Source organism: Mesorhizobium sp. M1004, from assembly GCF_040318795.1.
GTDB lineage: Bacteria > Pseudomonadota > Alphaproteobacteria > Rhizobiales > Rhizobiaceae > Mesorhizobium.
This window is the reverse complement of record NZ_JAMYNB010000001.1, coordinates 468132-480056: the sequence shown is the minus strand read 5'-3', so window position 1 is coordinate 480056 and position 11925 is coordinate 468132. Positions and strand designations below refer to the sequence as shown.

General features: G+C 63.8%; 12 protein-coding genes. 10 read left to right on the top strand and 2 right to left on the bottom strand.

The annotated features are described in order from the left end of the window. Window positions 1-66: 66 nt before the first annotated feature. The 10 genes from NKH54_RS02345 to NKH54_RS02300 all read left to right on the top strand — a co-directional run bounded on the left by NKH54_RS02345 (window position 67) and on the right by NKH54_RS02300 (window position 10084). The gene (locus tag NKH54_RS02345; protein ID WP_023683295.1) at window positions 67-735 is read left to right on the top strand and encodes a response regulator transcription factor; all 669 of its coding nucleotides are present in this window, start codon (window positions 67-69) and stop codon (window positions 733-735) included. A 94-nt stretch (window positions 736-829) separates the two neighbouring features. After that, window positions 830-2083, top strand: coding sequence for a flagellar hook protein FlgE (locus NKH54_RS02340; RefSeq protein WP_023691731.1), 1254 nt, complete (start codon window positions 830-832; stop codon window positions 2081-2083). Window positions 2084-2259: 176 nt separating this feature from the next. Next, the gene (flgK, locus tag NKH54_RS02335; RefSeq protein ID WP_023686357.1) at window positions 2260-3714 is read left to right on the top strand and encodes a flagellar hook-associated protein FlgK; all 1455 of its coding nucleotides are present in this window, start codon (window positions 2260-2262) and stop codon (window positions 3712-3714) included. 3 nt (window positions 3715-3717) lie between these two features. Continuing rightward, the gene (locus NKH54_RS02330; RefSeq protein WP_023683291.1) at window positions 3718-4761 is read left to right on the top strand and encodes a flagellar hook-associated family protein; all 1044 of its coding nucleotides are present in this window, start codon (window positions 3718-3720) and stop codon (window positions 4759-4761) included. A 30-nt stretch (window positions 4762-4791) separates the two neighbouring features. Next, window positions 4792-5139: a flagellar biosynthesis regulator FlaF gene (flaF, locus tag NKH54_RS02325; protein WP_023671893.1), complete on the top strand. Its 348-nt coding sequence runs from the start codon at window positions 4792-4794 to the stop codon at window positions 5137-5139. After that, a complete protein-coding gene (flbT, locus tag NKH54_RS02320; RefSeq protein WP_353027654.1) occupies window positions 5136-5579 on the top strand; it encodes a flagellar biosynthesis repressor FlbT in 444 nt (147 codons plus the stop codon). Before flaF ends, flbT begins: the two co-directional genes overlap by 4 nt. Beyond that, window positions 5579-5986 carry a flagellar hook assembly protein FlgD gene (gene flgD, locus NKH54_RS02315; protein ID WP_023683289.1) on the top strand — a complete coding sequence of 136 codons (408 nt, stop codon included), beginning with the start codon at window positions 5579-5581 and terminating at the stop codon, window positions 5984-5986. Before flbT ends, flgD begins: the two co-directional genes overlap by 1 nt. 24 nt (window positions 5987-6010) lie before the next feature. Then, on the top strand, window positions 6011-6277 hold the full coding sequence (gene fliQ, locus NKH54_RS02310) for a flagellar biosynthesis protein FliQ (RefSeq protein ID WP_023671896.1): 267 nt from the start codon (window positions 6011-6013) through the stop codon (window positions 6275-6277). Window positions 6278-6348: 71 nt separating this feature from the next. Then, entirely contained in the window at window positions 6349-8217 is a 1869-nt protein-coding gene (gene asnB / locus NKH54_RS02305) for an asparagine synthase (glutamine-hydrolyzing) (RefSeq protein WP_353027653.1), read from the top strand. Window positions 8218-8440: 223 nt separating this feature from the next. Then, on the top strand, window positions 8441-10084 hold the full coding sequence (locus tag NKH54_RS02300; RefSeq protein ID WP_023671898.1) for an MFS transporter: 1644 nt from the start codon (window positions 8441-8443) through the stop codon (window positions 10082-10084). Window positions 10085-10107: 23 nt separating this feature from the next. Here NKH54_RS02300 and NKH54_RS02295 read toward each other — a convergent pair whose 3' ends face one another. After that, window positions 10108-10476 carry a cupin domain-containing protein gene (locus NKH54_RS02295; RefSeq protein ID WP_081725355.1) on the bottom strand — a complete coding sequence of 123 codons (369 nt, stop codon included), beginning with the start codon at window positions 10474-10476 and terminating at the stop codon, window positions 10108-10110. 58 nt (window positions 10477-10534) lie between these two features. Further along, window positions 10535-11920, bottom strand: a complete 1386-nt coding sequence (locus NKH54_RS02290; protein WP_352498661.1) for an NAD(P)/FAD-dependent oxidoreductase — start codon at window positions 11918-11920, stop codon at window positions 10535-10537. Between the last annotated feature and the right edge of the window lie 5 nt (window positions 11921-11925).

Genomic DNA, 11925 nt, shown 5'->3' with positions numbered 1-11925 from the left:
CAGGATTCCCGGCACCGGTTACGGCTCTTCCCACGGGGCAGATGATCTGATTCGGAGGCGGGGCCGATGATTGTAATCGTTGACGAGCGTGAGCTCGTAACTGAAGGCTATAATTCACTTTTCGATCGTGAGGGCGTCGCCTGTGCAGGCTTCGCATCCGGTGAATTCGGCGAGTGGGTGACATCGGCCGCCGACACGGATTTGCGATCGGTCCGAGCCTTCCTCATCGGCGACTGCCGCGAAGGCGCCATCTCGCCACGCCAGATCCGCGACCGCACCGGCGCTCCGGTTATCGCGCTCAGCGAACAGCACTCGCTTGAAAATACGCTGCGGCTGTTCGAGAGCGGTGTCGACGACGTCATCCGCAAGCCGGTCCATATTCGGGAGATCCTGGCCCGCATCACCGCCATCCGCCGCCGCGCCCATGAGGACGTCAGCTACACCGAGATCGGCGCCATGCGCATCTTCATGGATGGCCGCGATCCCGAGATCGATGGCCAGCCGCTGCCTCTGCCGCGCCGCGAACGCCGCATCCTCGAATATCTGGCGAGCAACCGCGGACGCCGCGTCACCAAGACCCAGGTCTTCAACGCCATCTACGGCATCTTCGACGAAGAGGTCGAGGAGAACGTGGTCGAGAGCCACATCTCCAAATTGCGCAAGAAACTGCGCGAAAAGCTTGGCCAGGACCCGATAGATTCCAAGCGCTTCCTCGGCTACCGGCTGGTGTTCTGATGCCGGTCTGCGCCAGCCTCGCGCAAGACAAAAATTATATCCTCGCGACCACAGACATGGGCCCAACGATGTTGGGCATTGAGGAGACGTTTCGATGAGCCTTTACGGAATGATGCGGACCGGCGTTTCCGGCATGAACGCGCAGGCCAACCGCCTTTCGGCGACAGCCGACAACATCGCCAATTCCGACACCACCGGCTACAAGCGATCCTCGGCCGAGTTTTCGACGCTGATCATGCCGCAGGTTGGCGGCGCCTATAATTCCGGCGGCGTCAACACCACCATCCGCTCGGCCATCAGCGCCCAGGGCGTGCTGCAGTACACGACCTCGGTTTCCGACCTTGCGGTCAACGGCAACGGTTTCTTCGTCGTCCAGGACCCCAGCGGGACGCCTTTCCTCACCCGCGCCGGCGCATTCGTTCCCGACGCTCAGGGCAGGCTGGTCAACGCCGCCGGCTACCAGCTGATGGCCTACAGCTACGCCAACGGCACGCCGGCTGCCACCGCCAACGGTTTCGAAGGGCTGGTGCCGGTCCAGATCTCCGACCAGGAAATGACCGCGACGCCCAGCACCGCGGGCAACTTCAACGCCAATCTGCCGGCCGGCGCCACGCCGCCCGCCGGTCCGCTGCCGTCCACCAACAGCCCGACGGCGGAATACACGTCGAAATCCTCGATGGTCACCTACGACAATCTCGGCAACAAGAAGCTGCTCGACCTCTATTTCACCAACACCGGGACCGGCACCTGGTCGGTCTCTGTGTTCGACCAGTCCCAGGCGACGCCGGGCACATCCTTCCCCTATACGGGCGGCGCGCTGGCCACGGCCAACCTGACCTTCGACACCACCACCGGCAAACTCACCGGCGCCGTCGATTCGATTACCATCCCCGTACCGGGCGGTGCGTCGCTCGACCTCGATTTGTCCAAGCTGACTCAGCTCGGCACCGGCTTCACGGTCTCCGAAGCCAAGGTCAACGGCAACGCGCCCAGCACGATCGAAAAGATCCAGATCGGCGAGGACGGAGTCATTTACGCCCAGTATCAGGACGGCTCGACCAAGCCGCTGTTCAAGATCCCACTGGCCGACGTCCAGAGCGCCGACAACCTCACCGCACTGCCTGGCAATGTCTATGCGCAGTCCACCGACTCCGGCACCGTGCGCATCGGCTTCGCCAACGAAGGCAAGCTCGGCAGCATCATCTCCGGCGCGTTGGAAAATTCCAACGTCGATATCGCCGAGGAATTGACCAACATGATCGCGGCGCAGCGCAGCTACACCGCTAACTCGAAAGTGTTCCAGACCGGTTCCGACCTCATGGATGTCCTTGTCAACCTGAAGAGATAAACGACGGGCGCCAGGGGAATGAACCCAAACCAGAGCAGCGCGGTGCGCGGATTTCGAATTCAAGGCCACACCGGCAAACCGGCCGGGGTGGTCTGGAATTGCAGGTTTCCGAACGCCGATGCCGCCGACAGGGCAGAGACGTCATCCCCTCCCCACTGGCCTCGTGAAAGACCCGCATGTCGCTGACTTCCGCATTGACCATAGCCCAACAGTCGCTTCAGACCACATCGAAGCAGACCAGCGTCCTTTCCCGCAACATTGCCGACGCCAGCAACCCCGACTATGCCCGCCGCACGGCGGTCGTCGTCAGCAGCGCGCCCGGCGCCCGCTCGGTCGAGATCCAGCGCGCCACCAACGCCCTGCTGTTTCGCCAGAACCTTAGCGCGCAATCGGCATGGAGCGGCCAGAGCACGCTTTACAGCGGAATTGACCGCCTCGCCGTTGCCGTCAACGGCGTCGACAACGCCTCCTCTGCCTCGACCGCGATCGGCAAGCTGCAGAACGCGCTGCAGCTTTACGCCGCTACGCCATCCAACCAGAACCTCGGCTCCAGCGTCATCGACGCGGCCCAGCAGGTGGTGCGCGCTCTGAACGACGGCACCAACGCGATCCAGGATTTCCGCACCCAGGCCGATGGCGAGATATCAACGGCGGTTAACGATCTCAACTCGCTGCTTAGTCAGTTCCAGGACGCCAACAAGGCGGTCATCTCCGCAACCCGTTCGGGTACCGACGCATCCGACGCGCTCGACCAGCGCGACGCTTTGCTGAAGAAGATCGCGGACTATGTGCCGGTGTCGACCTTCACGCGTGGCGACAACGACATGGTCATCACCACCAAGGATGGCACGACGCTGTTCGAGACCATTCCGCGCTCGGTAAGTTTCACCCCGTCGGCGGGCTACACGGCCGGCACACCAGGCAACACCATCTACATCGACAATGTGCCGGTCAGCGCCGGGGCTGGCGGCAACACCAGCGCCGACGGCAAGCTCGCCGGGCTCATCACCTTGCGCGACGGCGTCGCGGCGACGATGCAGAGCCAGCTCGACGAAGTCGCGCGCGGCCTCATCACCGCCTTTGCCGAAACAGCACCTTCGCAGCCCGACCGAACCGGCCTGTTCACCTGGTCGGGTGCGCCCGCCATTCCGGCCGCCGGCACGCTGATCGACGGCCTTGCCGGCTCGATCAAGGTAAACGCCGCAATGGACTCGAGCGTCGGCGGCAATCCGGTGCTGCTGCGCGACGGCGGCGCCAATGGTGCGGCCTATATCGCCAACACTGCCGGGAACGCCTCCTATTCGCAGCTCTTGATCGGCTATGGCGACAAGCTCGACAAGCCGATGCCTTTCGACGCTGCGGCCGGCATCACCGTCACGTCCAGCGTGTCCGACTACGCCGCCAATGCCATTGGCTGGTTCGAAGGCCAGCGCCAGCAGGCCTCGAGCAACGCCGACGCCAAGGAAGCGCTGGCATCGCGCACCGCCGAGGCGCTGTCCAACGACACCGGCGTCAATGTCGACCAGGAGATGTCGCTGCTGCTCGACCTCGAACACACCTATCAGGCCTCGGCGCGCATGATGAAAACCGTCGACGACATGCTGTCGGCCCTGCTCGATGCCGTGGGATAAGCCATGAAAGCCACATCCGTCTCCTCAGCCGCTCTCTCCAACGCCGCGCGCTATCAGCAGATGCGCATGCAGGGCGAACTGGTCAAAGCCACTAAGGAATCGACGACCGGCACCGTCGCCGATGTCGGTCTGGCGCTCGGCGCGCGCACCTCGCAGGCGGTCACCTTCTCGCGCGACCTCGACCGGTTGAACGTCATCATCGATTCCAATTCGCTGGTCACCGCTCGGCTGTCCTCGACGCAGGCTGCGCTTGGCCAGCTTTCCGACACTGCGCAGAATTTGCTGACCGCGCTGACCGCCGCCGGCAATTCCTCGAGCACCATCACGCAGCAAGCCGGCAAGGCCGCCGTGCAGCAGATGACCTCTATCCTCAATGCCAGCGTCAACGGCGAATATCTGTTTGCCGGCACCAACACCGACGTCAAGCCGATCGACGATTTCACCGCCGCCGGCTCGCCGGCCAAGGCGGCGTTCGACGCTTCCTTCTCGTCGTATTTCGGCTTCACGCAGACCGATCCGCTCGCCGCCAACATCACCGCCGCCCAGATGGACGGCTTCATCACCAGCAATGTCGTGCCGCAGTTCATGGGCGCCGGCTGGCAGGCCAACTGGTCGAACGCCACCGACCAGCAGATCGTCAGCCGCATTTCGCTGGGCGAAACCACCCAGACCTCGGCCAGCGCCAATGAAGACAGCATCCGCAAGCTCGCCATGGCTTCCGCCCTGGTCACCGGTCTGCTCTCCGGCAACATCAGCCAGGCGGCGAAGACCACCGTCGTCGGTCGCGCCCAGGCGATGGTCGGCGAGGCGCTGGGCGGACTCGGCCAGTTGCAGGCCGAGACCGGCCTTGCCGAGAAGCGTGTTTCCGACGCGAGCGACCGCATGAAGACGCAGGTCGACCTGTTCGAGCGCCATATCCTCGATCTGGAGGGCGTCGATCCGGCCGAGGCCGCCACCCGCGTCGCGGATCTGACGCAGCATATCGAGACGTCCTTCGCGCTGACCGCGCGCCTGCAGCAGATGAGCCTGCTGAACTACCTGACCTGACAATCTCAACCGCAACGGTAGAGCCAAACGATGTACCAATTCTCCTACGCCGACATCCAGACCGACTCCGTTGCCGATGCGAAAGATCGCGAGCGGCAGCTTTTGACCCGCTCGATCGAAATGCTGGCGGCGGCGGCGGCGGTCGGCCACACCTCGATGGAAGCGGTCGAGGCGCTGCACTTCACCAACCGGGTCTGGACCACCTTCGTCGAGGATCTCGGTTCCAGCGACAATGTCCTGCCCAAGGAACTGCGCGCCAACCTCATCTCCATCGGCCTGTGGCTGCTGCGCGAGGCCGAGGACATCCGCCAGGGCCGCACCGACAATTTCGAAGGGCTGATCGAAGTGTCCCAGATCATCCGGGACGGCATTCAATGACCAACACGCTGAAGATATCGCTGAAGCCGAACGAGAAGATCTACATCAACGGCGCCGTCATCCGCGTCGACCGCAAGGTCACCGTCGAGCTGATGAACGACGTACAGTTCCTGCTCGAGAACCATGTCATCCAGGCCGACGATGCCTCGACGCCGCTCAAGCAGCTCTATTTCATCCTGCAGGTGATGCTGATGAACCCGGCCGGCGCCATCGAGGCGCGCGCCATGTTCCGCCGCTCGCTGCCCTTGCTTTTGGCAAGCTTCGAGGATGGGCAGATCAGTGGCGCGCTGAAGCAGATCGACCGCATGGTCGGCGAAGACCATATCTATGAAGCGCTGAAGGCTATCCGCGCGCTTTATCCGCTCGAACGCCGCGCACTTGGCGGCAATGACGATGTTCAGGGTGCGAAGCGCCCGCTGGCCGTGGGAGCACAATACTGATGAATGTGGACATGACGACGACGATCCCCACGGGCGCCAACCAGGGTACCCAGCAGACGTCGAAGACAGCGGTCGACTACCAGTCGTTCCTGAAGCTGTTGATCGCCGAGATGAAGAACCAGGATCCGACGAAACCGATGGATTCGACGCAGTACGTCGCCCAGCTCGCCACCTTCTCGCAGGTCGAGCAATCGGTGCAGACCAACACCAAGCTCGACCAGATCATGCAGTCGTCGGCGCTGTCGCAGGCCGATGCCCTGATCGGCCGTTCGATCACCTCGGCCGATGGCAAGACGACCGGCGTCGTGGCCTCGGTCAGGCTTGCAAGCAACGGCGTGATCGCCGTGCTGCAGAACGGCACCGAAGTGCCGGTCGGCGCGGGCGTTTCGATAAAGCCGGCCAGCTAGACAGTTCCATAGAGGCGCGCTCACATGAACGAGGCCGACGCCCTAGACATCGTCCAGTATGCGGTGTGGACGGTGCTCGTCGCGTCCGCGCCGGTGGTGCTGGTTGCCATGGTGGTCGGCATCGGCATCGCGCTGATCCAGGCCCTGACCCAGATCCAGGAAATCACCCTGACCTTCGTACCCAAGATCGTAGCCATCATGCTGGTCGTGGCGCTGACCGGTCCGTTCATCGGCAGCCAGATATCGGCCTTCACCAACGTCATCTTCGAGCGCATCGAAAACGGGTTCTAGGCAGCGCTTGCAGGCGGCTGTGTTCCGGCTAGATTGCAGGCCATGACTCAGGCAGAACTCACCGGCAGGCCATGTGCGGAATAGCCGGCGTCTGGCGCAAACGAAACCCGATCGACGCCAACGACCTGTCGGATGTCGCCAGCATGATGCAGGCGCTGGTACATCGCGGCCCCGACGATCATGACAGCTGGCACAACAATCGGCTGGCGCTCGGTCACCGCCGGCTTACCATCATCGATCCCTCGCCCGCCGCCCGTGAGCCGATGCTGACTTCTTCCGGCGATGGCGTTCTCGTCTACAATGGCGAGGTCTACAATTACCGCTCGCTGCGCGAAACGCTGCAGGCGCAAGGCGTCGTCTTTCGAACCATCTGCGATGCCGAAGTGGTTCTCGAAGCCTTGCATCACTGGGGTCCCGAAAAAGCCGTGCCGCTGTTCGACGGGATGTTTTCCTTCGCCTATTTCGACGCTCGCAGCAGTGCGCTGTGGCTTGCGCGTGACCGTCTTGGAATCAAGCCGATGTCGGTGGCCGACACGCCGGAGCGAATCCTGTTCGCCTCGGAGGACAAGGCGATCCTCGCCTGCGACGGTTTTCCGCGCGACATCGACAGCCGCGAGATCACCTTGCGGCTTGCCTGGCAGAGCCGCGATTCCAGCTACAGCCTGTTCGACCGCATCGAGCGCCTGCCGCCCGCCGGCCTGTGGAAGATCACCGATGGCGTTATCGAGAAGCGCCGCTTCTGGCATGTGCTGGACGTGCTGGAGACCGCGCGCATTACCGGCGATGCATCCGCTGATGCTGAACACATGGCGACGCTCGAGGCGTTGCTCAAGGACAGCGTCGGGCTTCACTGCATCGCCGATACCAGCGTTGCCACCGCCTGCAGCAGCGGTGTCGACTCCGGCCTGATAACGGCGCTGGCAAAGCGGTTCAGGCCGGAAGTCCATGGTTATGTCGTCGACCCGCAGCTCGGCAACAGCGAGGCCGAAGACGCCGAACGCACCGGCCGCCATGTGGGCGTGCCCTTGCGCCGGGTGCAGGTCGACAGGAACCGGTTTTTCGAACTTTGGCCAAGTGTAATCTGGCATCTTGAAAGCGATGGCTGGCACGCCAGCCATGTCGCGCTGCTGGCGCTTGCCGAACAATGCCGGGCCGATGGCGTCAAGGTGCTGCTCACCGGCGAAGGCGCAGACGAATTGTTTGGCGGCTACCCATTGCAGGCCTTGAGCATGAAGAAGTGGCGTTCCTGGTCGTGGCCCCGGCGCCTGGTCCATTCGAAGCGCTCGCTCGACCGGAGATTCGAGCAACAGCGTCATGCCCCCTACAAGGTCTCGGCTGGAAGCCACTCACAAATGGATCGCAGCATGGTCCTGCGTGCTTTGTCGCCGGAGCTGAATTTCCTGCAAACCGAGATCTTCGACCGCCTGGAGCCGGTTATGCCGCCCGCGGATCGCGCCTTTCTCGGTAGTTGCCTCTACGACCTCTATTCGCATCTGCAGGACATACTGCACCGGCACGACCGGCTGAGCATGGCGGCGTCCGTGGAACTGCGGGTCCCGTTCCTGGAAAACCGCCTGATCGACTTCGCCATCCATTTGCCGAGGCGGCAGAAATACCGCGACAAGACAGGAAAATGGCTTTTGCGAAAGGTCGCTGAAAAGCATATTCCGCGCCAGAACGTCCAGGCGCGCAAGATCGGCTTCGAGATGTCGTCGCAATTTTCGGCCGGCACGGAGACTTTGCTACGCGGCGGTTTCCTGCGCGATGCCTTGAAATGGCCCGCCGCGAATTTAGAGGACATGGTCCAGTTGGCGCGGCGCGAGCAACCATCCAGGCTGCGGCTTGTCGGCATGGAGCTTTTCCTGCGCCTTCACGCCGGCGGCGAGACGCCAAGCACGCTGACCGAAGCCTTGCATGCCGCTGCCCGGGACAGAAGCTGAATTTGCGCACGGCCGACACCCCCGCGCAGTGGACCAATGAGAACATCGCTCTGGGTAGCGGACCCTTCCCGGCTGACGTATTTTCGCCTTGCTATCCTGTTGTTGGACCATGATCTTTTTCGAAGACGCGTTCGCCCTTTTGGATGTCGTGCTCTATTTCAAACGGATGCCATGATTGTCGTCCCGGCGGACGAAACCAGCACGTGAAGGTGGGACAGGTCCAATGATCGATGACGAGCCGGACAGCGAACGCGTCTCGGCGCTGGCGCCGTTCCGGCACGGCATCTTCCGCGCCGTCTGGTCGGCCAGCCTGGTGTCGAATTTCGGTGGCCTGATCCAGGGCGTCGGCGCCGCCTGGATGATGACCACCATCGCCACGTCGCCCTATCAGGTGGCGCTGGTCCAGGCCTCGGCCACTCTGCCGATCATGCTGTTTGCACTCGTCGCCGGCGCCATCGCCGACAGCTTCAACCGGCGCAAGGTGATGCTGATCGCCCAAATCTTCATGCTGGTCGTCTCTGCACTTCTAACGCTGTTCACCTGGAACGGCTGGATGACGCCGTGGACGCTGCTTGCCTTCACCTTCCTAATCGACAGCGGCACGGCGCTCAACAACCCGTCCTGGCAGGCATCGGTCGGCGACATGGTGCCGCGCAACAAGCTGCCGGCCGCGGTTGCACTCAATTCACTGGGCTTCAACCTGACACGCAGCGTCGGCCCGGCGATCGGCGGCATCATCGTTGCCGCCGCTGGTGCGGCTGCTGCGTTCGCCGCCAATGCGCTGAGCTATATAGGTCTCATCATCGTGCTCTTCCGCTGGAAGCCGGAGCTGCCGGTCTCGACGCTGCCGCGCGAGACGCTGGGCGCCGCCATGGGCGCCGGCCTGCGCTATGTCGCCATGTCGCCCAACATCGGCAAGGTGCTGGTCAGGGGCTCCGCCTTCGGCTTCAGCGCCGGCGCGGTTTTGGCGCTGCTGCCGCTGGTGGCGCGCGACGTCGTCAAGGGCGATGCCTTGACCTACGGCATCATGCTCGGCGCCTTCGGCATCGGCGCCGTCGGCGGCGCGCTGATAAGCGTGCGTCTCAGACAATTGCTGTCCAGCGAGACGATGGTGCGGATGGCCTTCGCCGGCTTTGCCGTCTGCGCCTTCAATGCCGCCATCAGCCTCAATGCCTGGCAGACTGCGGCGGGTTTGCTCATCGGCGGCGCCTGCTGGGTGATCGCGCTGTCGCATTTCAACGTCACGGTGCAGATGTCGACGCCGCGCTGGGTCGTCGGCCGGGTGCTGTCGGTCTACCAGACGGCGACCTTCGGCGGCATTGCGCTGGGCAGCTGGATCTGGGGCGTCGTTGCCGATGCGCATGGCGCCGAAACCGCGCTGATTGCGGCGGCCATCGCGATGCTTGTTGGCGGCGCCATCGGCCTGTTCCTGCCGCTGCCGCAGCAGACGACTCTCAACCTCGACCCGCTCAACCGCTTCAAGGAGCCGCATCTCGGCCTCGACCTGAAGCCGCGCAGCGGCCCCATCGCCATCATGATAGAGTACATTATCCGCGACGAAGATGTACCCGAATTCCTCGCCACCATGGCCGAGCGCGGGCGCATCCGCCGCCGCGACGGCGCCCGCAACTGGACGCTGGCTCGGGACCTAGAAAATCCCGCAGTCTGGATCGAACACTACCACACGCCGACCTGGCTGGAATACATCCGCCACAACCGGCGCGCCACCCATGCCGACGCCGTCGTCGGCGAGCGGGTGCGGGCGCTGCACAGCGGCGACGAACCGCCGCGCGTGCGCCGCCTGATCGAGCGCCCGACGACCGCCGGCACCGCGCTGGTCTCGCCGAAGGGGCCGATCGATCACTGAGCTCGCCATAGCCGTAGCGCCGGTCAGCCGGCGCTCTGGATCATGTAGAGCTTGCGCGTGGTCTCGCGTATCAGCCACTCGCCCTTCCAGCCCTGCGGCAGGACGAGGAGATCGCCCGGACCGAGTTCCCGCACCTCGCCATCGATGCGGCTCAGTTCCACGCGCCCCGAAATGATGTGGCAGATCTCCGACGAGTCCGAACGATCGGCGGTGAAGCGGCCGGGCGTGCATTCCCAGATGCCGACATCGACAGTCCCGTCAGGCGATTGAAAGAACGAGCGCACGGCCTCGACCTGATCGCCTTCAATCGAGCTTGGCTTAGGAGAGAACGCGCCGATCTCGGCCTTGGCGAGATCGTGGAAGGTCGAAAGATCGATCAAGTCTAGCTCCATGGATAAGAGCAATTCCAGGAAAGGGGTCTGCCCCGGAATTGCGTGAGAACAAATGGCTTTAGTGGCCGGTGATGCTGTCGGCCAACGCGGCCAGCTTCGAGGTGCGCGCAAGCCCTGCCGCCTCGCGGCCATCGGCAATGCGATAAAGCTGGTACATCGAATGCACGCCCAGCCAGCGGAAGGGCTCCGGTTCCCATGGCCTGACCTTGCGGTTGACCCAGGGCAGCTTCGTCAGCTCGGTGTTTGCCCCGAGAACAAGGTCAGCCAGCGTGCGCCCCGAAAGGTTGGAGCTGGACACGCCGAGGCCGACATAGCCGCCGGCCCAGCCGATGCGGGTCGCGGGATCGAGGCCGACCGTGGTGCACCAGTCGCGCGGCACGCCGAGCACGCCGCACCAGGCGTGATCGATGCGGCATCCCTTGGTCTGCGGCAAGAGCGTCGTCAGGATCGTGTGCAGCTGGTCGATCGTGGCCTGCTGCGTCTGGCCGTTGACGTCGGTGCGCGAGCCGTAGCGATAAGGCACGCCGCGTCCGCCCATCGTGATGCGTCCCTCACGCGTGCGCTGGGCATAGCAATAGGCATGCGCCGCATTGCCGAGCAGTTCGTGCCCTTCCCAACCGATGTCGCGCCACAGGTCGGCAGGCAGCGGCTCAGTCACGATCTGCGCGCTGTTGAGCGCCAGCCAGGTCCGCTCCTCGCCGGGGATGCCTGATGTAAAACCCTCGGTCGCGCGGATGATCGTCTCCGCCTGCACCGTACCGCGGTCTGTCGTCACGCTGCCCTTGGCGATGCTTGTCACCGTCGTCTTCTCATAGATCGGCACGCCCAGCCGCTCGACGGCATCGGCAAGCCCGCGCACCAGCTTGGCCGGCTGCACCCGCGCCTGGCCATGGACGACGAAGCCGCCCATTACGTTACGGATGTTGATGCGCGTGCGCGTTGAGGCGGCGTCCAGCATCTCGACGCGGTTCGGGTCGACATCCCAGGAACGGATCGTCTCGCATTCTTCGCGCACGCGCTCCAACTGCGCTGCGTTGGTGGCCACCGTCAGATTGTCGACGCGGCGAATGTCGGCGTCGATGCCTTCCTCGGTCACGACCCGGATCACTTCATCAACGCAGCCTGCCATCGCCGCCTGCATCGCCATCACGCCTTGGCGGCTCGATGTCTTGAGATATTTTTCGCGCGACCAGCTGAAGCCGCCCGACAGCCAGCCGCCATTGCGCCCCGAAGCGCCGAAGCCGGCAAATTCGCGCTCGACGATCACGACGCGCAGCGATGGCTTCGCCTTTTTCAGATAGTAGGCGGTCCACAGGCCGGTATAGCCGGCGCCGACAATGGCGACATCGGCCTCGATGTTTCCAGGCAAGGACGGGCGCGGAACGGGAACCGCCCCCAGATCCGCATACCAGAACGATATGTCGCCGTTGCGCTTGGCTTGCATGGAAT